Consider the following 23,379-nt stretch of genomic DNA (forward strand, 5'->3'; position numbering starts at 1 on the left):
CCGGCGTTCTGTTCGTCGCCGTACGGCGACGGCGTCAGTCCCGTGCGTCCTGCACGCCGCGCAGGACCATGGCGACGGCGGTGTCCGCGATCACGCCCGGCTCCTCCGCCACTCCGAGTTCGATACGCCGGACCGCGGCGTCGACCGACCCCTGCACCAGCATCGCCGCGAGCCTCGGCTGCTCGTGGCCGAGTTCGCCGAGCGCCTCGACGATCATGGCGATCAGCCCGCCGTGCGCGGCCCTGATCTTCTCGCGTGCCCCCGCGTCCAGCTCGCTCGCGGAGATCGCCACGACTGCCCGGTGCCGCCGGTCCCCGACAAGGTCGAGCTGCCGACGCACGTATGCCTCGATCTTCCCCTCGGGAGTGGTGGCCCGCTCCATCGCGTTCTCGACCTCCGCCGCCCAGACGGGGAAGTCGACGGCGCACAGCTCCTCGACGACGGCCGCACGGGAACGGAAGTACTCGTAGACGGAGGACCTGGCGAGGCCCGTGCGTTCGGCGAGGGCGGGGAAGGTCAGCGCCTCCGTCCCGCCCTCGGACAGCAGGGAGCGGGCGGCGTCCAGGAGGGCGCCGCGCTGCATGGTCCGGTGCTCGGCCACCGAGGCCGCTCGAATCCTGGGCACACGTCCACTTTACGGCGACCGGTGTCCGAACGGATGCGCGCGGCCCCGAATCATTGGCCGAAGCGGCCATGGACGGCGTCGGCCACCGGTGCTCTCAGCGGCCGGCGTCGGCGAGCTTCGCACGCAGTTGCAGCACCGACTTGGTGTGGATCTGGCTGACCCGGCTCTCGGTGACGCCGAGCACGTTGCCGATCTCGGCGAGCGTGAGCCCCTCGTAGTAGTAGAGGGTGACCACCGTCTTCTCGCGCTCCGGGAGCGTGTTGATCGCCCGGGCGAGAAGTCGTCTGAGCTCGCGGTCCTCGGCGACCTCCACCGGATCGTCGGCAGCGGTGTCCTCCAGCGTGTCCATCAGGCTCAGCCGGTCCCCGCCCTCGCCGCCGACATGCAGCAACTCCTCCAGGGCGACGACGTTGGCCAGCGACAACTGGCTGAAAACCGAGTGCAGTTCCTCCAGTGCGATGCCCATTTCCGCGGCGACCTCCGGCTCGGAGGGGGTCCGTCGCAGCTGTGCCTCCAACGTGGCGTAGGCGCGTTCCACCGCCCGCGCCTTCTGACGGACCGAACGCGGAATCCAGTCGAGCGCCCGCAGTTCGTCGATCATCGCGCCCCTGATGCGCGTGATCGCGTACGTCTCGAACTTGATCGCGCGCTCGACGTCGAACTTCTCGATCGCGTCGATCAGTCCGAACACACCGGAGGAGACGAAGTCCGCCTGCTCGACGTTGGAGGGCAGGCCCACACTCACCCTGCCCGCGACATATTTCACCAACGGCGAGTAGTGCAGGATCAACTGTTCCCGCAACCGCTCGTCGCCCGTGGACTTGTACGAACGCCACAACTCGTCGAGCGAGGAGGGGGCGGGAGGGCGCACAGTGCCACGCGCAGCCGGTGGTACTGCCGCGCGGTCAGACCCGGAGGTGTGCTGGGGCATGTGGTGCCTTGAGCCGTTCTGTCTGCTGTGAAGTGCTGGGGCCGGAGGACTTGTGCCTGAAGCGGAATCCTTGTGAGCGTAGCGTGACTGAACCGTCGCGGTCCGCGCAGAGCGACGGATCGGCACCGTACGATTCCGGCCGATCGGGCACGGATCCGGTCCGGGGCCGTCGCCGCGTGCGTCGGCCCCGGAGGTGCGCCGAAGGGGCGGCCGAGGTCGTCGGCATCACCTTTTCACCCGAATGCTCCAGGTCAAGTACCGCCTCGCCGCGCGTCGCCATTGCGTGTCGGCCGTCGCGTCAACTTCCATCCGTCGCCATGTCGTTCGACGAACCCCAGTGAGTGCAGTTCGTACAGTCTGCCGAGTGCTTCATCGACACTGGTGCCGGCGGCACGGGCCACGTCCCGGCCGCCGACGACGCCGCGGTACGGCAGGGCGTCGAGGACCGCTGCGGACTCGGCGTCCAGGAGGTCCCGGGCCCGTACGGGGCCGTTGCGGACAGGGGCGAGTTCGCCGATGTCACCCACCAGTTCGACGACCTCCGCGGCGTTCGTCACCAGGACGCCCTCGCCCCGCAGCAGTTCGTGGACCCCCGCCGAAAGCCCGCTGGTGGCCGGGCCCGGCACCCCCATCGTGAAGCGGCCGAGCCGCTGGGCGCTTCGCGCGGTGACCAGCGAACCGCTGCGGTGTTCGGCCTCCACCACGACTGTTCCCCGCGTCAACGCGGCGATGACCCGGTTCCTCAGAACGAATCTGCTGCGGGTCGGATGACCGGACGGTGGCAGTTCGCCGACGACGAGTCCCTGCTCCGCCATGCGTCCGATCAACTCGGCGTGTCCCCTGGGATAGGCGACGTCCACCCCGCAGGCCAGGACCGCCATCGTCGCCCCGTCGACGGCGAGCGCGCCGCGGTGTGCCGCCCCGTCCACCCCGAACGCCGCCCCCGACACGACCACCCACCCCAGCTCGGCGAGCCCCGCGCCGAGGCTCGCCGCCATGTGGGCCCCGTACGGTGTGCAGGCGCGGGCGCCGACCACGGCGACCGACCGCAGCGCCCAGAGCCGCAGGTCACGCGGCCCCCGCACCCAGAGACCGGTCGGCCTGGCGTCTCCCAGGTCGTCGAGCTGGCTGGGCCATTCCAGCTCGCCGGGGCAGATGAAGCGCCCGCCGAGCGCGGCGACGGCCGCCAGGTCCCGCTCGGGCTCGGCGTGCTCGGCCCGCAGCCGGTACCCGTCGAGGCGTTTCGTGGTCATCCCGTCCAACCGCCGTGCGGCATCGCCCCCGGTGGTGATCCGCCGCAGCAGTTCGACGGCTCCGTGCTCGCGCAGCCAACGACCGGCCCGCTCGTCCCCCGGTTCCAGGATGCGGGTCAGAGCGGCCCTCGCCAGCCGTTCCCCACCACCGGCGCCCGCCCCCGGCTCTGCACCCGGCTCGTGCGGCGTTCCCGATCCCGTGGCACGCTCCGGGAGGCGGCGCGTCTCCTCCGCCCTCCCGGCCCCCGCACCCGCCGTCATGAGGCACCGGCCCGCACCGCGACGCCCCGGGAGATCCCGGTGCGCAGCTCCAGCGCGACCGCGACGTCGGAGCCGTCCGGGCGATCGGCACCACGCAGATCGGCGACCGTCCACGCCACTCTGAGGACGCGGTCCAGGCCCCTGGCGGTGAGCAGGCCGCGTTCCATGTCCCGTTCCGCTTCCAGGAGCGCGCCCGGCGCCGGGACCAGCCGGGTCCGCAACTCGTGGCCGGGGACCTCGCCGTTGGTGCTCCATCCGGTGCCCGCCAGACGGTTCGCCGCCCTCGCCCGTGCCTCCTGGACCCGCGCCGCGACGACGGCCGTCGACTCCCCTCTGCCGCCCTGCCCCAGCAGGTCCTTGCGCCCGACCCTGTCGACGGTCACGCGCAGGTCCACCCGGTCGAGCAGGGGCCCGGACAGCCTGGCCTGGTAGCGCCGGACCGCCGAGGGCGGGCAGTCGCAACCGTCACCGGCGAGCGAGTGCCGGCCGCACGGGCAGGGGTTGGCTGCCAGCACCATCAGGAACCTCGCGGGCAGCCGCACCACGCCCGCGCTCCGTGCCACCACCACGTGCCCGGCCTCCAGCGGCTGGCGCAGTGCGTCCAGTGCCCGGACGGAGAACTCCGGTGCCTCGTCCAGAAAGAGGATTCCCCGATGGGCCAGGGACACCGCACCGGGCCGCGGCAGTCCGTTGCCTCCGCCGACCAGCGACTGCATCGTCGCCGAATGGTGCGGTGCGCAGTAGGGCGCGCGGGTGACCAGTGGCTCCCCCGGCGGCAGGAGCCCCGCCACCGAGTGCACGGCGGTGACTTCCAGGGACTCCTTCCTGGTCAGTTCCGGCAGGATCGCCGGCAGGCGTTCGGCCAGCATGGTCTTGCCCGCGCCCGGCGGACCGGACAGCATCAGATGGTGGCCGCCCGCCGCGGCGACCTCCAGGGCCATGCGGGGCCTTTGCTGTCCCGCCACATCCGCCAGATCCGGCGCGTTGCCCTCGCCCCGGCCGGTGCCGATGACGAGGCCGGTGCCGGTTCCCGCACCGGGCACCAGCAGTCCGGCCAGCATCGCGTCCGGCCGTCCCCCGTCCTCCTTCCGCTCGTCCGGCACCGGTTCGTCGCAGAGCACCGCGATGAGCTGCCGCAGGCTGCGCACCCCGAGCACCGAGACCCCGGGCACCAGCGCCGCCTCGCCGGCGGTCTGCTCGGGCACGACGACCTGGCGGTATCCGGCCTCCGCCGCGGCGAGCACGGCGGGCAGCACACCACGCACGGGCCGCACCCGGCCGTCCAGCCCGAGCTCCCCGATCATCACCACATCGGCGATGGCCCCCGGGTCGATCCGCTCCGCCGCGCCCAGCACCGCGCAGGCCACTGCCAGGTCGAACCCCGAACCGGCCTTGGGCACGGATGCCGGCGACAGGCCGACCGTGAGCTTCTTCTGCGGCCATTCGGCCCCGGAGTTCACCACCGCGGCCCGGACCCGGTCCCGGCTCTCCACCAGGCTCTTGTCCGGAAGTCCCACCAGGGTGAACGCGGCCACCCCCGCCTCCAGATCCGCCTGGACCTCCACCACCACACCCTCGACGCCGACCAGCGCCACCGAACACGCCCGTGCGAACCCCATCAGGCCACCCCGCGCACATGCTCGACGACGGGCGCCCCGCGCCTGGGCAGCAGCACACCGACCAGGTCGATGCGGACCCCGCCCGGCGGCCCGCCGCACCGGTGCAGCCAGATGCCGGCGAGGCGACGCAACCGCTCCGCCTTGCGAGCCGTGAGCGCGGCCATCGGGTGTTCGAAGGCACCGCCTCTGCGGGTCTTCACCTCGCAGACCACGAGTACGTCGCCGTCCACCGCGACGATGTCGATCTCACCGGCGCGACAGCGCCAGTTCCGTTCCAGCACGGACATGCCGGCGTCGGTCAGCAGCCGCGCCGCCCGATCCTCGCCGTACCGTCCGAGTGCGCCCCGTGCGTTCATGTCGGCACCACCTCCGGGGCCGACTCTGACGTGTTCGGCCCCGACCGGTGGATCTTGGTGGACAACTCCGGGATTGTGGATATCCCGGCCACCCGTATGTGCGAATCCGCCGCCCGTGGGGACCGCTCAGCCACCCGTACGTGCTGACCGGCCCCCGGATGGGGGCGACTCAGCCACCCGGAAGTTCGAGATCGCTCTTGTTCAGCTCCTCGATGTTGACGTCCTTGAACGTCAGCACACGTACCTGTTTGACGAAGCGTGCGGGCCGGTACATGTCCCAGACCCAGGCGTCCGCCATCGACACTTCGAAGAACACCTCGCCCTGAACCGAGTGCACCTGCATCTCGTAGTCGTTGGTGAGGTAGAAGCGCCGTTCGGTCTCGATCACGAATTTGAACAGACCGACGACGTCTCGGTACTCCCGGTAGAGCTTCAGCTCCATCTCGGTCTCGTACTTTTCGAGGTCCTCGGCGCTCATTGGCATGTTCCCCTTCAGCCGTGCGTCCCCCCATTGTGCGCCAGGGACCGGCTCCCCCGGGCGCTCAGGCGGATTCGGGGGGCAGAACCATCGGCGTACCCGGAGGACCCTCGTCGAGCAGCGTGCGCAGCAACTCGGCGAGCCTGGTCGGGTACACAGTCTCACGCGCCGCCGACAGTTCGGCGGAGGTCCACCATCTCAGCCCCGCGACGCTGCGCTGCTCCAGCCCGGTGAATCCGCGGGTGTCCGTGGCGGTCTGCGCCGTACGGGCCAGGTAGTACCACTCGTCCTGTTCCCAACGACGCCCGTCGAAGGGGAACGAGCACATGCGCTGCCAAAGCAGCGGGCCGAGTTCGACATCGGTGATGCCGGTCTCCTCGGCAAGCTCGCGCAACGCGGCCTCCTCCCGGGTCTCGTCGCCCTCCAGGCCGCCCCCGGGAGTGAACCACCAGGTGCTCCCGGGGTCCTCCGGTTCATAGCCGTGGATCAGGAGAATCCGGTCGTCGGGGTCCAGGAGCACCACACGGGCGACCTTCCGCTTCTCAACACGCACCGGAAGCCGTCCCCTCCTGTGCTCGCCGTGCCGACCGGGCCGCGATCGGGCCGTACGCGGCACCGGCGAGGATCAGCACCACACCCGTCACCACGGCTGCCAGTTGCAGGCGCAGCGGCCCGGGCGACGAGACTCCGCCGGGCAGGGCGGCGAAGCTCTCCGGCCGCTCGATCATTCCGTCCATCGGCCAGGCGATGGCGTCGACCCGGCCCCGCACCGCGTCGCGCGGCACGGATCCCTGGCCCCGGTCATTCAGATGGACCCGCGAGTCCAGGGACGACCTGCGTTCGTCACCGAGCAGGAAGAGCTGCCCCCGGGGCACATCGGCCGTGAAACTGTTCGCCGAGGCGGGGTCCTTTTTCTGCAGATACGGTTCTTCAACGGCCTTGCCGTTGATCGTGAGCCGACCCCTGTCGCAGCAGGCGATCGTGTCGCCGCCGACCCCGACGACCCGCTTCACCATGGGCATGTCGCCCCAGGCGTCATCCGTGAAGACCACCACGTCGCCGCGGCGGACCTCGCTGCCGTCGATCCGCTGGGCGAGCACCCGGTCACCGGCGTGCACCGTCGGGGTCATCGATTCGGTCGGCACGGTGTACGGCTTGTACACCACTGCCGCCCAGGCGAAACCACCGAGGAAGAGCACACAGCCGACGGCCACGGTCAGCCCCGACAGCATGCTGCCGAGCCGGCCGCGGCCGTCCCCCGTACGTCCTGTTCCGCTCATCCCAGCGCCCCCCGCATCGGAGATCGACAATCGCTGATCCGAGTCGGCACCCTACCCGGCGGTATGCCCTCGGGTCAGCCTCCTGCGGCGCCACAGCACGAGGGGCAGGGCGCCCGCCGCACCGAGCACGCCCGGGGCCAGGCTCATCGCCGTGTTCACCGTCGTGTTGATGCCCGGCTGGTCGAAGGTCTTCGGGATGGGCAGGGTCGCCCAGCGGTTGATCGGCCATGCCACGACGATGGCCCGGCCGACGACCTCGTCGTTGGAGACCGTGCCGCCGCCCGGCAACTCCTGGTGGTAGCGCGAATCGAGGGAGTTCTGGCGGTGGTCGCCCATCACCCAGATCCGGCCCTTGGGAATGGTGATCGGCCCGAACGGCTCGTCGTTGCAGGGGGTGTTCCCGGGGAAGATGAACGACTTGTCGTCCAGGGCCTTGCCGTTCACCACGACCGGGCCGTCCTTCTTGCATTCCACCGTGTCGCCGCCGACCGCGATGACCCGCTTGATCAGGTCCTTCTCCTCCGCGGACGGCATCAGCCCGATGAAGCTGAGGAATTTCTGCACCACGTTCGGCTCGGGTGCCTGGGTGTCCTCCAGCCAGCCGCCCGGATCGTGGAACACCACGACCTCGCCGCGCTCGGGCTCCGAACCGAACCACGGCGTCAGCTTGTCGACCAGCACCCGGTCGCCCCGTTGCAGCGTGTTCTGCATCGAGTCCGAGGGGATCGAGAACGCCTGCACCAGGAAAGTCTTGATCAGCAGTGCGAGGACCAGCGCGATGCCGATGAGCAGGGGCAGCTCCTTCCAGAAGGAGCGCGGCTTCTGCTGTCCCCGGCCGCCGCCGTGCGTGGTGTCGCCGTCACCCACCGCACCCTCCGCCGACGCCCCGGCGGCCCCGGCGTGATCCGAATGCTCCGGCCTGTCCTCGGGTTCGTGTCCGGATCGTGCGCCGACCGCCAAGTCCCCCACATCCACTCCTTACTCCGTGCCACCGCCTGCACCCCAGCCGGTGCAGGCCCACCACTCCCATAACGAGCGGGAGTTCCGCAGGGGTCGGGAGAGGGATCATTCCGTCGGGTTCCTCGGACACCACACTATTCGACCGGCCCGACGCGGCGGCCGTCCCGGCGCGCGCGTCCGGGACCGAGTCGAATGTCGACGGTTCCTTGAGCTTTCGCCAGTGGGAGAAGGGCCAGGCTATGACCACGGCCCGTCCCACGACGCCGTTCTCGGAAACCGTTCCGTGGTCCGGCTCGTCCAGGTGGTAGCGCGAATCGGCCGAATCGGATCGGTGGTCGCCCATCACGAAGAGCCGCCCGGCCGGAACCTTTACCTCGAATTTGATGAGGGAGGGCGGGTTGCCCGCGTACAGGTAGGGCTCGTCGAGCGGGACGCCGTTCACGGTGATCCGGCCGTCCTTGTCGCAGCATTTCACCGTGTCGCCGCCGACCGCGACCACCCGCTTGATCAGGTCCTGTTCGTCGTCGGACGGCAACAGGCCGACGAACGTGAGCGCCTGCTTCACCTGCTTGACGACGACGGGCGACTCCTTCTTGCCCGCGGTCTCGTGCTTCAGCCAGTTGCCGGGATCCTTGAAGACGACGACGTCGCCCCGCTCGGGCCGCGATCCGAACCACGGCGTCAGCTTGTCCACCAGCACCCGGTCGCCGATCCGGATGGTCTGCTCCATGGATCCGGAAGGGATCACGAAGGCCTGCACCAGGAAGGTCTTGAGGATCAGGGCGATCACCAGTGCCGCGACGACGAGCAGGGGGATCTCCCGGAGCGTCGACCTGCGGCGACGCCGTTCGGCCGTGCGGGCCCGCCGTCGGCGCTCCGACCTGGACGGCATACCCGCCCCCGCCTCCGGGGAGGCGGGTATGCCGGCCTCCGGTTCGTCGTCCGATCCCCAGCCGCGGCTACCCATGGGCTCCGCCCGGTGCCGGGACACCGTTGAACGCCTCGGAGTCCGGCAGCGAACCCGCCCGGCCCAGGGGCCAGCCGATCCAGCCCACCCTGCCGATCACCCTGTCGACCGGAACCATGCCACCGCCCGGCTCTCCCAGGTGATCGCGCGAATCGCGGGAATTGCTGCGGTGATCGCCCATCATCCACAGGGTGCCCTCGGGCACGACGATGTCGAAGCGCACCCGGGAGGGTTCGTCCCCCGGGTACAGATACTTCTCCGTCAGCGGCCGGCCGTTCACCTCGATCCGTCCGCGCCGGTCGCAGCAGACCACCCGGTCCCCTCCCACACCCACCACCCGCTTCACGTAGTCGGTCTCGGCCGGCTCCGCCAGTCCCAGGGAGGCCGCCGCTCGGTGCAGCAGACCGGAGACGGGGTTCTCCCGGGGCGGCTCCTGCACAAAGGATCCGGTGCCGTCGAAGACCACCACGTCGCCCCGCTGCGGTGCGGAGCCGAAACGGTACGCCAGCTTGTTCACCAGCACCCGGTCCCCCACGTGCAGCGTGGGCTCCATCGAGCCGCTGGGGATCAGATAGGGCCGCACCACGAACGCGCTGAGCAGCAGGACGAAGACCGAGCAGGCGGCTCCCAGCACGGCGGTCCGCCGCCAGGAGATCGACCCGGTCGGCAGGGACGGCATACGCGAGGAGCGCGACCGCTCCTCCGTCCCCGTCGCGGGTGCGGAGGAGCGGTCGCGCTCCGAGGGCTTGGCTTCCGTGTCCATCGGGGCCAGAGCTTATCCGGCCGACCTGTGGACCCGTCAGTCAGCTCAGTTGTCGCGCTTCTCCTTGATCTTCGCGGCCTTGCCGCGCAGCTCACGGAGGTAGTACAGCTTGGCGCGACGGACGTCACCGCGGGTGACGAGCTCGATCTTCTCGAAGATCGGGCTGTGCACCGGGAAGGTGCGCTCGACGCCGACGCTGAAGGAGACCTTGCGGACCGTGAAGGTCTCGCTGACACCGGCACCCTGGCGACGGATGACGACGCCCTTGAACTGCTGGATACGGGAGCGGTTGCCCTCGATCACGCGCACGTGGACGTTGACGGTGTCGCCGGGGCGGAACGCCGGGATGTCGGAACGCAGCGACGCGGCGTTGACGCCATCGAGCAGGGAAGACATGTTGTCTGCTTTCTTCGTCGATGCCACAGGTCATCGGCGGGAGGTAGTGAGGATGGGATGCCGCTCGCACCGGACGGACGTCTGGGCCGCCCTCATGTGCATGAAGACATGTGCATGGGGACGTGGTGGCCGCTCCCCCTGTGGCAGGGGCGCACGCCGGACGTACAGCAGCCGCCTATTCTTCCACGGCCCCGGGCCTGCGCCAAAATCGGCCCCCCGGCTCCGGCGACCAGCCCAGGATGGAAAGGATCTCGCGGTCCTTCTTGTCGAAGCCGTCGGCCTCGCAGCGCTCGATGAGGTCGGGCCGGTGGAGCGCGGTACGCCGGAACGCCTCGTCCCGGCGCCAGCGCGCGATCTTCCCGTGATGACCGCTGAGCAGCACGTCCGGGACGCCCCGCCCCCGCCACTGGGGCGGCTTGGTGTAGACGGGGCCCTCCAGCAGGTTGGCCATCGCGCCGGGGGCGAAGGAGTCGTCCCGGTGGGATTCGGCGTTGCCGAGCACTCCGGGCAGCAGCCGGGCCACCGCCTCCGTGATCACCAGCACCGCGGCCTCCCCGCCCGCCAGGACGTAGTCGCCGATGGACACCTCGACGACCGGTATGCGGGTCGCGTACTCGTCCGTCACCCGACGGTCGATGCCCTCGTAGCGGGCCGGGGTGAAGATCAGCCACGGGCGCTCGGAGAGTTCGACGGCCAGTTCCTGGGTGAACGGACGGCCGCTGGGGGTGGGTACCACGAGCACCGGGGCGTGCGCCCCGGTCTCGTAGCCGCTCGCCAGGACGTCGTCCAGCGCGTCTCCCCAGGGCTCGGTCTTCATGACCATGCCGGGGCCGCCGCCGTACGGGGTGTCGTCGACCGTGTGGTGCCGGTCGTGGGTCCAGCCCCGCAGGTCGTGGACATGCACATCGAGCCGGCCGCCCGCGCGGGCCTTGCCGACCAGCGAGACGTTCAGCGGTTCAAGGTATTCGGGGAAGATCGTGACGACGTCGAGCCGCATCAGGCGTCCTTCCCGGTCCCGGGCGCATCGGCCCCTTCGCCCTCGGCCGCGCCCGTCGCGCCCTCGTCGCGCGCGGAGGCGATCACTGCCTGGCTCTCGTCGATCAGCCCCGGCGGCGGGACGATCACCGCGCGCTGTTCCTCCAGGTCGATCTCGGTGACGATCTCCTCGACGAACGGGATCATCACCTCGGCGCCGTCCGGCCGCTCCACGATGAGCAGGTCCTGCGACGGCAGGTGCGCGATCTCGGTGATCCGGCCGATCTCGGTGCCGTCGGCGAGGACCACGTCGAGGTCGACGAGCTGGTGGTCGTAGAACTCCTCGGGCTCCTCGGGGAGTTCCGTCGGATCGACCTCGGCGATCAGGAGCGTGTTGCGCAGCGCCTCGGCGGCCGTACGGTCGCGCACGCCCTCGAACCGCAGCAGCAGCCGTCCGCTGTGCACCCGGCCGGTCTCGATCGTCAGCGGTCCGGCGGCGGCCGGATCGGTCGCGAGCACGGCTCCGGGGGCGAGCCGCAGCTCCGGCTCGTCCGTACGCACCTCGACGGTGACCTCGCCCTTGATGCCGTGGGCACGGCCGATCCGCGCGACTACCAACTGCACCTTGTGTCTCTCCTGTCATACGACGACGGGCCGGGGCGGGCGCATGGCCCTCCCCGGCCCGTGCCGGTGTTCAACTTGTCAGCGAACCTGATCCACATCGACGAGGTCGACGCGGATACCACGGCCGCCGATGGCGCCCACGACGGTCCGCAGCGCGCGGGCGGTGCGGCCGTTGCGGCCGATCACCTTGCCGAGGTCGTCGGGGTGCACCCGGACCTCCAGCACGCGACCGCGACGCAGGTTGCGCGAGGCGACCTGCACGTCGTCGGGGTTGTCGACGATGCCCTTCACGAGGTGCTCGAGAGCCTCCTCGAGCATGCTCAGGCCTCGGTCGACTCGGCGGCCGCAGCCGCGTCAGCAGCCTCGTCCGCCTTCTTGTCGGACTTCTTGGCCTTCTGCGTGATGGCCTCGCCCTTGGCCTCCTCGCCGTCGCCCAGGTTCTCGAACAGGGCGCGCTTGTCGGCCTTGGGCTCCGGCTGCAGCAGCGGCGCGGGGGCCGGAAGGCCCTTGTGCGCCTGCCAGTCGCCGGTGAGCTTCAGGATCGCGAGAACCGGCTCGGTCGGCTGGGCGCCGACGGACAGCCAGTACTGCGCACGCTCCGAGTTGACCTCGATGCGCGAGGGGTTCTGCACCGGGTGGTACAGGCCGATCTCCTCGATGGCCCGGCCGTCACGGCGGGTGCGGGAGTCGGCGACGACGATGCGGTAGTGAGGCGAACGGATCTTGCCCAGACGCTTCAGCTTGATCTTGACTGCCACGGAAGTGGTGTCTCCTGGTCTATGACGTGGTTGGGCACAACGAAGATGCCACGTGGGGTTGCGGTACTCGGGTGCCCGATGGACGCGTCAGCCGGAGGAGAGAGGGGTCCTGTGCGACTGTCGAGTACAGCTAGCCATTGTGCCACACCTCATGAGGTCACCCCACAGCGACCACTGCTTCCGGGATGCGGAACGGCTTTCCGCATCCCCCGCAGACGATCGGGGCCTGCGCCAGGACCGACGGGACGACGCGCACATTGCGTCCGCAGTCGCAGACCGCCTTGACCCGGACGCCTCCGCCGGAGGAGCCGTGCCGGGCCGCCGGGCCGCGGAACGAACGCTTGGTGTCGGCGGCGGTGGCGACCGTGTGCGCCTTGAGGGCGCGCTGCAGCCGCTCGATGGTCGGCCGGTACCGACGCTTCGCCTCGGGGTTGAGGGCGACCAGTGAGAAGCCACTGCTGGGGTGCGGTTCCTCGGCGTGGTCGAGGCCCAGCTCCTCGGCGATCGCGAGGAATCGGCGGTTGTGATAGCGGCCTGCCCGGGAGGTGTCGCGGACACCTCTCGCGGCGGCGATGCCATGGACTGCCTCGTGCAGCAGTCGCTCGAAGGAGAGTTCCGCGCCACAGGCGGACGAGGACTCTCCGATCAGGGACTCGGGAGCGGCTAGATCCGGCAGCTCGGGGTGGTACCGCTGAATGTCGGCCCACGCCTGCGCCAGCTCTGCGGCAAGTACAGGTGGTGTCGTGCTCACGTCGTGACAACGAGCGCGAACGCCCCGGTGTTCCGATTCCGGGCCATCCCAAATAATTTGCACGTACCAGTCAGTTGCCGTTGATGCGTCGCGACGAGGGCGGGTGCGCAGATCTACGGAGAACTCTCACAGCTCACGCCAAGGTGGTACGTAGTGATGGGTACGCCCGGACGTGTAGACGGATGTGTGGACGGCCACCGTACGCGGACCGCGGAGCGGCCCCCGCAGCGGGTGCGGCGGCGCCCGGAGTCCTCGACGTGCCCGGCTCGGGATGTCGGGTAAAACTGGGGGAAGCGCGGGCGGCAGCGGCTGCGGACGCCCGCCCCACGGCTTCCGCCCGTCGCCGGGCGTCCGTCCCCCGGAGCGGTTCCCGCCGGGGCGGCCCGGCGGGGCGTGTGCGCGGTCGCGTGCTCCTCGGGTTCACGAACGGGGAGCCGTCGCGGTCGCGGCAGGGGAATCCATTCGGGCAGGACTGATCGGACAGGACCGACCTCTCGGCGGATTGGGGCGCTTCCATGACACCAACGCTCGTCCGGCACCACAGCCGCGCGGTCGCGGCCACCACCGGTGCCGCCGCTGCGGCGGCCGACCCCGCTACCCGCGCCCGGGACTGGGCGGAGATCCAGGAACGGATGCTCGCGCCGCTGTACGAGGCGGTGTACGAACGGCTCGAAGTGGGGGCCGGTACCCGCGTGCTCTCCCTCGGCTGCGGCTCCGGTCTCGCGCTGGTGATCGCGGCCGCCCGCGGAGCACGCGTCACCGGCGTCGACACCGATCCGGACCGCCTGGCGCTGGCCCGGATCCGGATGCCGGCGGGTCCGGGCGGCGCCGGTTCCCCGGCGGATGCCCACCGGCTCCTGGACGGCGATCCGTCCGCCGCGGCTCCGGTGGACGGAACTCCGTACGACCTGATCACGGCGTTCACCCCGATCGGCTGCTCGGACGGCGACGACGAGCGACTGGTGTCGGCGCTGCGTGCCGCGGTGCCGCTGGCCGCCCGGGGCAGCACGGTCGTCCTGACCGGGTGGGGCCCGCCGGAGCGGTGCGCGACGGTGCCGGTGCTGCGGATGGGTGGCCGGGGTTCGGGCGGGGCGCAGCAGTCCCGCGCGGGCGGCTGGCGTCCGTCGCGCCGGGACGACCTCGAAGAGGTGGCGTTCCGGGCCGGTCTGCGACCGGACGGCTCCGGGCGGGTGGCCTGCCCGTTCGACTACCCGGGCCTGGAGAGCGCGGTGCGCGGGCTGCTGTCGACGCGGCTGTTCGACACGGCGGTGCGGGCGACGGACCCGCGTCGGGTGGCCCAGGAGGTGGTGCGGGCCCTGCGTCCGCACCGGCGCCCGGACGGCACGGTCCGGATGCCGAACGTCTTCCGCTATCTCCTGTGCACCGTCTGAGCCGGTCTCCCCGTGCGGCGCCCGAACCGCGCACCGTCCGGGCGGGCCGCCGCGCACCTGCGAGAACCGTGCGAGTGGGGGCGCGCGGCGGCGCCCGCTCGCCTACTTGCCCAGGCGGGTGATGCCGGCCGCCCGGTAGGCGTCGGCCTCGTCCAGGGTCTCGTTCGCCAGCAGCGCCGCGGCCAGTGAGTTCAGCCGGTCCCGGTTCTCGCGCAGCAGGCGGCACGCCGCCTCGTAGCACTCGTCGACGATGCGCCGCATCTCGCCGTCCACGGCGTCCAGCGTCGCGGGGGCGGCCGACAGCCCGTACGCCTGCTGGGCGTCGCCCGGGATGGCCGTCAGCCGGCCCACCTTGTGGCTCATGCCCCAGCGGCCGACCATGCCGCGGGCCAGCTGGGTGACCTGTTCCAGATCGCTCTCGGCGCCGGTGGTGATCACGCCGAACACCACCTGCTCGGCGGCCATTCCGCCGAGCGCGCCGATGATGCGGCCCCGCAGGTAGTCCTCGGTGTAGGCGTACTTGTCGGCCTCCGGGGTCGAGAGGGTGACGCCCAGGGCCCGGCCGCGCGGCACGATGGTGACCTTGCGGACCGGATCGGCCCCCGGCTGGACCATGCCGAGCAGGGCGTGCCCGCTCTCGTGGTACGCGGTCCTGCGGCGTTCCTCGTCGGACATGACCAGGGAACGTTCCGCGCCCAACTGGACCTTTTCCAGGGCGTTCGAGAAATCCGACGGGCTCACCTCGGTCCGCCTGTGCTTGACGGCGAGCAGCGCGGCCTCGTTGGCCAGGTTGGCGAGGTCGGCACCGGTCATGCCGGGCGTCGTGGCGGCCACCTGGGCCAGGTTCACGTCGGGGCCGAGCGGGATCTGCCGGGTGTGGATCTCCAGGATCGCCTCCCGGCCGTTCCGGTCGGGCGGGCTGACCTGGACGATCCGGTCGAAGCGGCCGGGCCTGGTGAGCGCGGGGTCGAGGACGTCCGCGCGGTTGGTGGCGGCGAGGACCACGACCCCCTCGGAGCCGGAGAAGCCGTCCATCTCGGTGAGGATCTGGTTCAGGGTCTGTTCGCGCTCGTCGTGGCCGCCCACGCCGGAGCCGCCGCCGCGGGCCCGGCCGATGGTGTCGATCTCGTCGATGAAGACGATGGCGGGGGCGACCTTGCGCGCCTCGGCGAAGAGTTCCCGCACCCGGCTCGCGCCGACCCCGACGATCATCTCGATGAACTCTGAGGCCGACGCCGAGAAGAACGGCACCCCGGCCTCGCCCGCGACGGCCCGGGCCAGCAGCGTCTTGCCGGTGCCCGGCGGTCCGGCGAGGAGCACGCCCCCGGGCATCCGGGCCCCCATCTTCCGGTATGCCTGCGGGTTCTTCAGGAAGTCCACGACGTCGTTGAGCTCGCCCTCGACCTCGTCGATCCCGGCCACGTCCTGGAACGTGGTGCGCTTGGCACCCTCCAGTTCGACCGGTTTGGGCGGGGCCTTGCGCCCGAAGCCGCCGAGTCCGCCGCCCATGCCCCTGGCCATCCGCCGGGCGACCAGGACCCACAGCAGCACGAGCAGCAGCATCGGGGCCAGCGAGATCAGCAGGTTCGCCAGAAAGCTGCGTTGCTGGACGACCGGCTCGGCGGTAACCATGACGTTGCCCTTGACCAGCTCCGCCCAGAGGTTGTCGTCCGCGAAGGCGGGGCGCTGGGTGACGAACCGGGTGTACTTCTCGTCGGTTCCCGGAACCGTCGATTCCTTCTTGAGCTGGCCCTCGATGGAATCGCCCTTGGAGTAGATCTTGGCGACATTGCCCGAGGTCACCTGCTTGCTGAACTCCGTGTACGCGATCGTCCGTTCCTCGGCGCCGTTGAAGAAGGACAGCACCAGGTTGGCGATCAGATAGACGACGAGCGCGGTGAGCAGCAGTCCGCCCCAGCCTCCCGGCATCTTCCGGCCCGGCGGCGGGGGTGGCGGGGCCCCCTCGGAGCGCCACGGCTGGTCGGTTCGATCGCGGGGAGGTACGGGACTGGTCACGCGGGCTCCTCTGCTGACAGCCGTTGATGCGACATTAGAGGAGAAAACTCACCAAAGCCCCCTGTGGGCCCGCTCAGTGGGCCCACAGGGGGACGGACGCCCCGCGGACGCCCGACGGACATGAGTGAGGGGCACCCGCCGTCGGCGGGTGCCCCTCACTCATGCTCGGGGCGGTCAGCCCATGAACTTCTTGAACTCGTCCGGCAGCTCGAAGTCCTTGCCGTCCGGGACCGGGAGGCCCGGTGCGCCGCCCTGTGCCGCCTGGGCGCGACGTGCCGCGGCGGCCTGCTCCTCGGCCTTGCGCTTCATCGGGTTGCCGCTCTTGCGCTTGCCCTTGGCCTGCTTGACCTGCTTCTTCTGACGGCCGGGGCCGCCACCCATGCCGGGCATCCCCGGCATCCCGGGCATGCCGCCGCCCTGTGCCATCTTCGACATCATCTTGCGCGCGTCGAGGAATCGCTCGATCAGGTTCTTCACGGCGCTGACGTCGACGCCGGAGCCCTTCGCGATGCGGGCGCGGCGCGAACCGTTGATGATCGTCGGCTCGGCGCGCTCCTGCCGGGTCATCGACTTGATGATCGCGGCCGTACGGTCCACGTCGCGCTCGTCGATGTTGTTGATCTGGTCCTTGATCTGCCCCATTCCGGGCAGCATCCCGAGCAGCTTGGAGATGGAACCCATCTTCCTGACCTGCTCCATCTGGGCCAGGAAGTCGTCGAGCGTGAAGTCCTTGCCCTTGCTGGACGCCAGCTTGGAGGCCATTTTGGCGGCCTCTTCCTGGCTGAAGGTCTTCTCCGCCTGCTCGATCAGGGTGAGCAGGTCACCCATGTCGAGGATGCGGGACGCCATGCGGTCGGGGTGGAAGGCGTCGAAGTCGTCGAGCTTCTCACCGTTCGACGCGAACATGATCTGCTTGCCCGTGACGTGGGCGATCGACAGGGCCGCACCACCGCGGGCGTCACCGTCGAGCTTGGACAGCACCACGCCGTCGAAGCCCACGCCGTCGCGGAACGCCTCGGCGGTGTTGACCGCGTCCTGGCCGATCATCGCGTCGACGACGAAGAGGATCTCGTCGGGGCTGACGGCGTCGCGGATGTCCGCGGCCTGCTGCATCAGCTCCTGGTCGATGCCGAGGCGGCCGGCGGTGTCGACGATCACCACGTCGTACTGCTTGGACCTGGCGTGCTCGATCGAGTCCTTGGCGACCTGGACCGGGTCGCCGACGCCGTTGCCCGGCTCGGGTGCGTACACAGCGACGCCCGCGCGGTCGGCCACCACGCTGAGCTGGTTGACCGCGTTGGGGCGCTGGAGGTCACAGGCGACGAGCAGCGGGGAGTGGCCCTGGCCCTTGAGCCAGCGGCCGAGCTTTCCGGCCAGGGTGGTCTTGCCCGCACCCTGGAGACCCGCGAGCATGATCACGGTCGGCGGGTTCTTGGCGAACCGCAGCCGCCGGGTCTCGCCGCCGAGGATGGAGACGAGCTCCTCGTTGACGATCTTGACGACCTGCTGGGCCGGATTCAGCGCCTGGGAGACCTCGGCGCCGCGCGCCCGCTCCTTGACGTTGGCGATGAAGGACCGGACGACGGGCAGCGCGACGTCCGCCTCGAGCAGGGCGATACGGATCTCGCGGGCCGTGGCGTCGATGTCCGCCTCGGACAGGCGGCCCTTGCCCCGGAGGTTCTTGAAAGTCGCGGCAAGGCGGTCGGAGAGAGTATCGAACACGGCGCTCGTCGGTCCTCGGGGTCGGGGGCGGTACGGATTGCTCCCTAGGGTAACCGGCCCGGGCGGGCGGCCGCCCTTGCCCGCCGCATTCTCCCGGGACGCCCGGCGGGACTTCTCCCGGGACGCCCGGGGCGGACCCGCGCCGCGGGCCGATGCGGGCCCGGCCGCCGGGGACCGAGCAGTCCGGGAGGCCGTGGGCTCCCGCGCCGCGCCCCGACGCGGGAGCGCTCGATGCGGGAGCGCTCGATGCGGGAGCGCTCGATGCGGGAGCGCTCGATGCAGGAGCGCCCGCACCGCGTCCCCGCCCGGCAGGTCTCCCGCGCCCCACCGGTCGGAGCGCGTCCGGGCCGCGTTCGCCGGTCCGGACCCGGACGACCGTGTCGACCGGCACGCTCCAGACCTTGCCGTCGCCGATCGCGCCGGTCCGGGCCGCCCCGACCACGACGTCGACGAGCCCTTCGGCGTCCTCGTCCTCGACGAGGACCTCGATGCGGATCTTGGGGACGAGGCCGACGGTGTACTCGGCGCCCCGGTAGACCTCGGTGTGGCCGCGCTGCCGCCCGTGTCCACCGGCCTCCGTGACCGTGAGTCCCCGGACGCCGAAGGACTGGAGGGCCTCCCTGATCTCGTCGAGCCGGTGCGGTTTCACGACCGCGGTGATGAGCTTCACGCGTTCACCTTCGTCGGCTGCGGTGCCGTCGTGGCCGCCGGCGCCGTCACCGGGGCGGGAGCCGCGGCGCGCGACGCCGCTCCCCCACCGGCCCCGCTGAAGTCGTACGCGGTCTCGGCGTGCTCCGCCCGGTCGATGCCGGAGACCTCGTCGTCCTCGTCCACCCGCATCCCGATCGTCCGGTCCAGCAGGAGGGCGAGGACGGCGGAGACGACGAGGGAGTACGCGAGGACGGCGAACACTCCGACGGCCTGCTTGCCGAGCTGGTCGAGACCGCCCCCGTAGAGGAGTCCCCTGGCGTCGGACTGGACCCTGCCGGTGGCGAGGAATCCGACGAGGAGGGAGCCGACGACACCTCCGACGAGGTGGACGCCGACGACGTCCAGCGAATCGTCGTAGCCGAACCGATACTTCAGGCCGACGGCCATGGCGCACAGCACACCGGCCACGACGCCCACCACGATGGCGCCGAGCGGACTCACCGCGCCGCCGGACGGCGTGATGGCCACGAGGCCCGCCACCGCACCGGAGGCGGCGCCGAGAGTGGTGAAGGAACCGTGGCGCAGCTTCTCGTAGCCGAGCCACGCGAGCATCGCGGCTCCGGCGGCGACCTGGGTGTTGACGAACATGACCGCGCCCACCCCGTCGTCGTTGCCCAGCCACGAGCCGGCGTTGAAGCCGAACCAGCCGAACCAGAGCAGCCCGGCGCCGAGCATCACCAGCGGCAGGCTGTGCGGCCGCATCGGATCCTTCCGGAAGCCGGCCCGCCTGCCGATGACGAGGATCACGCCGAGCGCCGCGGCACCCGCGTTGATGTGGACGGCCGTACCGCCGGCGAAGTCGATGACGCCGAGTTCGAACAGCAGGCCGCCCGCACCCCAGACCCAATGGGCGACCGGGAAGTACACGGCGGTGACCCACAGCGTGATGAACAGGGCCCAGGCGGTGAACTTCACCCGGTCGGCGAGGGCGCCGCTGATCAGGGCCGGGGTGAGCACGGCGAACATCAGCTGGAAGACGGCGAAGACGTAGACCGGGATCGTGTGTCCGTCCCAGAGCCGGGTGACGCCGACCCCGCTGAGCCCGAGGTAGTCCGGGCTCCAGCCGACGACGGAGCCGATGTCCGTGCCGAAGGCGACGGCGAATCCGTAGAGCACCCACAGGACCGTCACGATCCCGAGGCCGATGAAACTCATCATCAGCATGTTGAGGGTGCTCTTGACGCGGACCATTCCGCCGTAGAAGAAGGCGAGGGCCGGGGTCATGAGCATCACCAGGGCCGAGCAGGTGAGCATGAACCCGGTGTTGGCGGCGGACAGCGTCGGGGGATCTGCGGCAAGCGTCGTGGTGCCTGGGGGCATCGGCGTCTCCTCGTCGTCGGTGCGGCCGCGGGCGGGCCGAACGGAAGCATGTGCGGGACCTCGGGGAAGAGGCCGACCGTCGTGCGCCGCGGGATTCACCCGGCGCGTTTCCACCGACGTTCACCCGACGCGGTTTCCGGCGACGCCGCACGGTGTTTCGCGTCGGTGACGAAGAGATACGGCGTGTTACGGACCCATGAACCGACGGTGCCGCGAGCGGCGGCGCAGGTGTCGCCCACGCCCCGGTCACGGCTCCCCGCGCGATGCCGCAGGGGCCGGGACACGACCGCCGGCCGGGGGTACGGGAACCGGAGAGGGGCGGGAGAACGAACCGGCCACGACGTTCACCCTGCGACCTGGCGATGGGGGAGCCGAAGTCGATGTGTGCGGGGCGGTCGTCGTGGCCGGGGTCGGGGGGCCGCCGTTCAAACCGCCTCGGCGGTTTCCGGCAACTGCTCGGTGAGGAGATCGGTGAGCCGGGCGACCTCGGGAATGTCCCCGAAGTCCCTGGCCGCGGTGTCCACGGTCTTGCGGAGCCGGGTGTTGACGCGCTCCGAGCGGATCTTCTTGGCGACCCTCAGCGCCCTCTCGGCCAGCACCGTGGACTGCTCGGGCTCGCGCTTGAGGAGGTGGACGGTGGCGAGCCCGATCAGATTGAGCGCGTACGAGCGTTGGTGCTCGTCGTCCTCGCTGAAGAGCTGAACCGCCCTGTTCATCAGCGGTTCGGCGAGCGAGGCGTACGTGGGACTGCGACCGGCGACGTAGGCGAGGTCGCGGTACGAGTGGGAGTTCTCGCCGTTGAGCTCGGCCTCGGAGAAGAAGCGGATCCAGTCGGGCTCGGGCTCGTCGTCGAGCCCGACGTCGAGGAAGGTTTCCTCGGACATCCGGATCGCCCGCTTGCACTTTCCGGGCTGGCCCATGTTGGCGTACGCGCGCGCCTCCATCGCGTACAGCATGGCCTGGGTGCGGGCCGTGGCGCAGTCCCGGCTGCCGTACTGGGCCAGGTGGATCAGTTCGAGGGCGTCGTCGGGCCGCCCCAGGTGGATCATCTGACGGCTCATACTGGACAGAACATACGAACCGAGCGGTTTGTCGCCGGCCTCTTTCGACGCGTGGAGCGCCAGAACGAAGTACTTCTGGGCGGTGGGCTGGAGCCCGACGTCGTAGCTCATCCAGCCGGCGAGCTCCGCCAGCTCGGCCGCACATCGGAAGAGCCGCTTGGCGGTGGCCTGCGGCTGCGGTTCCTGCAGCAGGTCGGTGACCTCATGGAGCTGACCGACCACGGCCTTGCGGCGCAGGCCGCCCCCGCACTGCGCGTCCCACTGGCGGAACATCGCGGTGGTCGACTCCAGCAGGTCGAGCTCCGGGCCGGAGAGCCTGGAGGGGCGACGGGACGTCGCCGCCGCGCCGGGCTCGGCCGGCGCGGCGGCGGCCACCGGCACCAGCCAGCGCTGCATGGGCTCGACGAGGGCGGGCCCCGCGGCGAGGGTGAGCGAGGAGCCGAGGAAACCGCGCCGGGCGAGCATGAGGTCGCTGCGGGAGAACTCGCTGAGCAGCGCCACCGTCTGCGGTCCGGCCCAGGGCAGGTCGACCCCGGCCACGGACGGCGACTGGTGCGCGGAGCGCAGTCCCAGGTCCTCCACGGCGACCACGGAGCCGAAACGCTCCGAGAACAGCTCGGACAGGATGCGCGGAATCGGCTCGCGCGGCTGCTCACCGTCCAGCCAGCGCCGCACCCGGGAGGTGTCCGTGCTGATGTGATGGGCGCCCATCTGGCGCGCCCTGCGGTTCACCTGCCGTGCCAGCTCACCCTTCGACCAACCGCTGCGCACGAACCACGAACCCAGTTGCCCGTTGGGGCGCTTACCGGCATTCGAATCGCCTGCGCCACTGCCACTCACTGGAACGCCCCCATCCCGCTGAAATACCGTCGCGATCCCGTTGAACGCTGTCGCGCGAACCTTTATCAGAATGCCCTGTTCCGATGCCGCCCATACGAAGGTTGCGCGCGATCGAACAGGAAATCGGGTTGCCTCCGGCATACCCGTGGGCGCACATACTTCCATGGTTTCGTGTACCGACGGTAATCCTACGATCACCCCCTCCGCGAGGGCGCCTACGGAAACGCCACCATTCGCCACCCCTTTGGGCGAACGCCGACGCCGCCGACCGCGATTCACTTGACACGCGATCGATCAACGTGGACGCAGCGACGCACGAAGAGGCGCACGACCCGCGACGCACCACCCCGCGTGCACCGGCGCATCACGGATCGCCGCGACGACGGAGTGCCGTGCCTTCGCTCCGCGTCGTAACCACCGATGAGTCGGACCCGTTGGAGGGGGCATGGGCTTCACGATCGGCGGCATCCGTGAGATGCGCACCGGCTCACGGCGCCGCGGCCGTTCGGCCGAATGCACGGCAGTGGCGGAGTACACGGGACTGTGGGGCTGGGCGGTCGTGCCGGGAGCACGGGCCGCGGCAGGCCGCTGTTCGTGCGGGAGGGAACGATGCCCCTCCCCCGGTGCCCATCCGCTGGAGCTCGCGCCCGAGGTACCCCCGGGCTCCTCGCTCGACGCCGCGATGGATGCCTGGGCCCGGGTTCCGGGCGCGTCCATGCTGTTGCCGGTGGGTCGGGGTTTCGATGTCCTGGACGTCGCGGAGGCGGCCGGGCGCCGGGCCCTGGCACGCATGGAGCGCATGGGACTGCCACTGGGGCCGGTCACGGTGACACCGTCCGGGCGGGCGCAGTTCTTCGTGGCTCCCGGAGCGGCCGCCGAGCTCCCGCGGCTGCTGTACCGGATGGGGTGGGACGACGCGGGCCTCGACCTGCGGGCGCTGGGACCCGGCAGCCACATCACCGCCCCGCCGTCCGACGAGGGGGGCCGGGGACCCGCCCGGTGGCTGCGCCCGCCGGTGCTGGACACGGCGGCCTCGCCTCCCCCGGCAAGGCTGCTGCTGGGCACGCTGGCGTACAGCTGTCATCGCGCACCGGTGGGCGGCTGAGGCTCCTGCGCGGGGCACCTCCCGGACCGCACCGGCGCGGCCCGTCCCCGCACGTGGCCCGGCCGCACCGGGCGGCCGGACGCCGCAACGATCCGGTGCCCCGAGGACTCGACGGCGCTGCGGCGCGAACGACGAAAAGCGCCGACGACGGAGGGCGCGAACGGCGAAGCGTGCCGACGGCGGAGAGCCCGACCCCTGCCGCGTGTGCGGCAGGGG

23 protein-coding genes and 1 pseudogene are annotated in these 23,379 nt (G+C 70.9%); 2 read left to right on the forward strand and 22 right to left on the reverse strand.

The window, feature by feature from the left end:
- Positions 1–34: 34 nt before the first annotated feature.
- The 17 genes from ACFC79_RS28965 to ACFC79_RS29045 form a co-directional block, all read right to left on the reverse strand.
- Positions 35–601 carry a TetR/AcrR family transcriptional regulator gene (locus ACFC79_RS28965; RefSeq protein ID WP_376246009.1) on the reverse strand — a complete coding sequence of 189 codons (567 nt, stop codon included), beginning with the start codon at positions 599–601 and terminating at the stop codon, positions 35–37.
- Between the two features lie 118 nt (positions 602–719).
- Complete coding sequence (whiG, locus tag ACFC79_RS28970) at positions 720–1,556, reverse strand: RNA polymerase sigma factor WhiG (RefSeq protein WP_376245948.1); 837 nt, start codon at positions 1,554–1,556, stop codon at positions 720–722.
- A gap of 251 nt (positions 1,557–1,807) precedes the next feature.
- Positions 1,808–3,070, reverse strand: coding sequence for a DNA-processing protein DprA (gene dprA / locus ACFC79_RS28975; RefSeq protein ID WP_376245951.1), 1,263 nt, complete (start codon positions 3,068–3,070; stop codon positions 1,808–1,810).
- Positions 3,067–4,689 (reverse strand): YifB family Mg chelatase-like AAA ATPase, encoded by a 1,623-nt coding sequence (locus tag ACFC79_RS28980; protein WP_376245954.1) that lies wholly within the window; start codon positions 4,687–4,689, stop codon positions 3,067–3,069. Before ACFC79_RS28980 ends, dprA begins: the two co-directional genes overlap by 4 nt.
- On the reverse strand, positions 4,689–5,045 hold the full coding sequence (locus ACFC79_RS28985) for a YraN family protein (protein ID WP_376245956.1): 357 nt from the start codon (positions 5,043–5,045) through the stop codon (positions 4,689–4,691). The genes ACFC79_RS28980 and ACFC79_RS28985 overlap by 1 nt, the downstream gene beginning before the upstream one ends.
- A 169-nt stretch (positions 5,046–5,214) precedes the next feature.
- On the reverse strand, positions 5,215–5,523 hold the full coding sequence (locus ACFC79_RS28990; RefSeq protein ID WP_043444228.1) for a DUF2469 domain-containing protein: 309 nt from the start codon (positions 5,521–5,523) through the stop codon (positions 5,215–5,217).
- A 64-nt stretch (positions 5,524–5,587) separates the two neighbouring features.
- Positions 5,588–6,076, reverse strand: coding sequence for an NUDIX hydrolase (locus ACFC79_RS28995; RefSeq protein ID WP_376245959.1), 489 nt, complete (start codon positions 6,074–6,076; stop codon positions 5,588–5,590).
- On the reverse strand, positions 6,066–6,803 hold the full coding sequence (gene lepB / locus ACFC79_RS29000; protein WP_376245961.1) for a signal peptidase I: 738 nt from the start codon (positions 6,801–6,803) through the stop codon (positions 6,066–6,068). The genes ACFC79_RS28995 and lepB (ACFC79_RS29000) overlap by 11 nt, the downstream gene beginning before the upstream one ends.
- A gap of 51 nt (positions 6,804–6,854) precedes the next feature.
- Complete coding sequence (gene lepB / locus ACFC79_RS29005) at positions 6,855–7,763, reverse strand: signal peptidase I (protein WP_376246012.1); 909 nt, start codon at positions 7,761–7,763, stop codon at positions 6,855–6,857.
- On the reverse strand, positions 7,663–8,730 hold the full coding sequence (gene lepB, locus ACFC79_RS29010) for a signal peptidase I (protein ID WP_376245963.1): 1,068 nt from the start codon (positions 8,728–8,730) through the stop codon (positions 7,663–7,665). Before lepB (ACFC79_RS29010) ends, lepB (ACFC79_RS29005) begins: the two co-directional genes overlap by 101 nt.
- The gene (gene lepB, locus ACFC79_RS29015) at positions 8,723–9,493 is read right to left on the reverse strand and encodes a signal peptidase I (RefSeq protein WP_376245966.1); all 771 of its coding nucleotides are present in this window, start codon (positions 9,491–9,493) and stop codon (positions 8,723–8,725) included. Before lepB (ACFC79_RS29015) ends, lepB (ACFC79_RS29010) begins: the two co-directional genes overlap by 8 nt.
- A 45-nt stretch (positions 9,494–9,538) precedes the next feature.
- Positions 9,539–9,889, reverse strand: a complete 351-nt coding sequence (gene rplS / locus ACFC79_RS29020) for a 50S ribosomal protein L19 (RefSeq protein WP_376245969.1) — start codon at positions 9,887–9,889, stop codon at positions 9,539–9,541.
- Positions 9,890–10,064: 175 nt separating this feature from the next.
- Entirely contained in the window at positions 10,065–10,886 is an 822-nt protein-coding gene (gene trmD, locus ACFC79_RS29025; RefSeq protein ID WP_376245971.1) for a tRNA (guanosine(37)-N1)-methyltransferase TrmD, read from the reverse strand.
- The gene (gene rimM, locus ACFC79_RS29030) at positions 10,886–11,488 is read right to left on the reverse strand and encodes a ribosome maturation factor RimM (RefSeq protein WP_376245973.1); all 603 of its coding nucleotides are present in this window, start codon (positions 11,486–11,488) and stop codon (positions 10,886–10,888) included. The genes trmD and rimM overlap by 1 nt, the downstream gene beginning before the upstream one ends.
- A gap of 78 nt (positions 11,489–11,566) precedes the next feature.
- Entirely contained in the window at positions 11,567–11,806 is a 240-nt protein-coding gene (locus ACFC79_RS29035; RefSeq protein WP_005311361.1) for an RNA-binding protein, read from the reverse strand.
- Positions 11,807–11,808: 2 nt separating this feature from the next.
- The gene (gene rpsP, locus ACFC79_RS29040; protein WP_376245976.1) at positions 11,809–12,246 is read right to left on the reverse strand and encodes a 30S ribosomal protein S16; all 438 of its coding nucleotides are present in this window, start codon (positions 12,244–12,246) and stop codon (positions 11,809–11,811) included.
- A gap of 157 nt (positions 12,247–12,403) precedes the next feature.
- Entirely contained in the window at positions 12,404–12,997 is a 594-nt protein-coding gene (locus ACFC79_RS29045) for a hypothetical protein (protein ID WP_124716133.1), read from the reverse strand.
- Positions 12,998–13,512: 515 nt separating this feature from the next.
- Between ACFC79_RS29045 and ACFC79_RS29050 the strand changes: the two genes are divergently transcribed.
- A complete protein-coding gene (locus ACFC79_RS29050) occupies positions 13,513–14,388 on the forward strand; it encodes a class I SAM-dependent methyltransferase (RefSeq protein ID WP_376245979.1) in 876 nt (291 codons plus the stop codon).
- 102 nt (positions 14,389–14,490) lie between these two features.
- Here the strand turns inward: ACFC79_RS29050 and ftsH are convergent, their stop codons facing one another.
- From ftsH to ACFC79_RS29075, 5 genes and pseudogenes are all read right to left on the reverse strand, one after another.
- Positions 14,491–16,404 carry an ATP-dependent zinc metalloprotease FtsH gene (gene ftsH, locus ACFC79_RS29055; protein ID WP_376245982.1) on the reverse strand — a complete coding sequence of 638 codons (1,914 nt, stop codon included), beginning with the start codon at positions 16,402–16,404 and terminating at the stop codon, positions 14,491–14,493.
- Positions 16,405–16,578: 174 nt separating this feature from the next.
- Positions 16,579–18,126 (reverse strand): signal recognition particle protein, encoded by a 1,548-nt coding sequence (ffh, locus tag ACFC79_RS29060; protein WP_376245984.1) that lies wholly within the window; start codon positions 18,124–18,126, stop codon positions 16,579–16,581.
- Positions 18,127–18,460: 334 nt separating this feature from the next.
- A pseudogene (locus ACFC79_RS29065) lies at positions 18,461–18,796 on the reverse strand (P-II family nitrogen regulator); the annotation flags it as partial.
- Positions 18,793–20,157, reverse strand: a complete 1,365-nt coding sequence (locus tag ACFC79_RS29070) for an ammonium transporter (protein WP_376245987.1) — start codon at positions 20,155–20,157, stop codon at positions 18,793–18,795. The pseudogene ACFC79_RS29065 and the gene ACFC79_RS29070, both read right to left, overlap by 4 nt.
- Before the next feature lie 425 nt (positions 20,158–20,582).
- The gene (locus ACFC79_RS29075; RefSeq protein ID WP_376245990.1) at positions 20,583–22,058 is read right to left on the reverse strand and encodes a hypothetical protein; all 1,476 of its coding nucleotides are present in this window, start codon (positions 22,056–22,058) and stop codon (positions 20,583–20,585) included.
- Between the two features lie 445 nt (positions 22,059–22,503).
- Here ACFC79_RS29075 and ACFC79_RS29080 point away from each other — a divergent pair, with 445 nt between their 5' ends.
- Positions 22,504–23,163, forward strand: a complete 660-nt coding sequence (locus tag ACFC79_RS29080; protein WP_376245993.1) for a bifunctional DNA primase/polymerase — start codon at positions 22,504–22,506, stop codon at positions 23,161–23,163.
- Positions 23,164–23,379 lie beyond the last annotated feature (216 nt).

This window comes from Streptomyces sp. NPDC056061 (genome assembly GCF_042266885.1).
Lineage (GTDB): Bacteria > Actinomycetota > Actinomycetes > Streptomycetales > Streptomycetaceae > Streptomyces.

What these genes read in the sequence shown, in the direction of transcription:
- ACFC79_RS28990 (WP_043444228.1), bottom strand. Translation starts at nt 5,523, where the DNA reads ATGAGCGCCGAGGACCTCGAAAAGTACGAGACCGAGATGGAGCTGAAG.
- rplS (WP_376245969.1), bottom strand. Translation starts at nt 9,889, where the DNA reads ATGTCTTCCCTGCTCGATGGCGTCAACGCCGCGTCGCTGCGTTCCGAC.
- lepB (WP_376245966.1), bottom strand. Translation starts at nt 9,493, where the DNA reads ATGGACACGGAAGCCAAGCCCTCGGAGCGCGACCGCTCCTCCGCACCC.
- ACFC79_RS29080 (WP_376245993.1), top strand. Translation starts at nt 22,504, where the DNA reads ATGGGCTTCACGATCGGCGGCATCCGTGAGATGCGCACCGGCTCACGG.
- ACFC79_RS28980 (WP_376245954.1), bottom strand. Translation starts at nt 4,689, where the DNA reads ATGGGGTTCGCACGGGCGTGTTCGGTGGCGCTGGTCGGCGTCGAGGGT.
- trmD (WP_376245971.1), bottom strand. Translation starts at nt 10,886, where the DNA reads ATGCGGCTCGACGTCGTCACGATCTTCCCCGAATACCTTGAACCGCTG.
- ACFC79_RS29035 (WP_005311361.1), bottom strand. Translation starts at nt 11,806, where the DNA reads ATGCTCGAGGAGGCTCTCGAGCACCTCGTGAAGGGCATCGTCGACAAC.
- lepB (WP_376245963.1), bottom strand. Translation starts at nt 8,730, where the DNA reads ATGGGTAGCCGCGGCTGGGGATCGGACGACGAACCGGAGGCCGGCATA.
- dprA (WP_376245951.1), bottom strand. Translation starts at nt 3,070, where the DNA reads ATGACGGCGGGTGCGGGGGCCGGGAGGGCGGAGGAGACGCGCCGCCTC.
- ACFC79_RS28985 (WP_376245956.1), bottom strand. Translation starts at nt 5,045, where the DNA reads ATGAACGCACGGGGCGCACTCGGACGGTACGGCGAGGATCGGGCGGCG.
- lepB (WP_376245961.1), bottom strand. Translation starts at nt 6,803, where the DNA reads ATGAGCGGAACAGGACGTACGGGGGACGGCCGCGGCCGGCTCGGCAGC.
- ACFC79_RS29070 (WP_376245987.1), bottom strand. Translation starts at nt 20,157, where the DNA reads ATGCCCCCAGGCACCACGACGCTTGCCGCAGATCCCCCGACGCTGTCC.
- ACFC79_RS29050 (WP_376245979.1), top strand. Translation starts at nt 13,513, where the DNA reads ATGACACCAACGCTCGTCCGGCACCACAGCCGCGCGGTCGCGGCCACC.
- whiG (WP_376245948.1), bottom strand. Translation starts at nt 1,556, where the DNA reads ATGCCCCAGCACACCTCCGGGTCTGACCGCGCGGCAGTACCACCGGCT.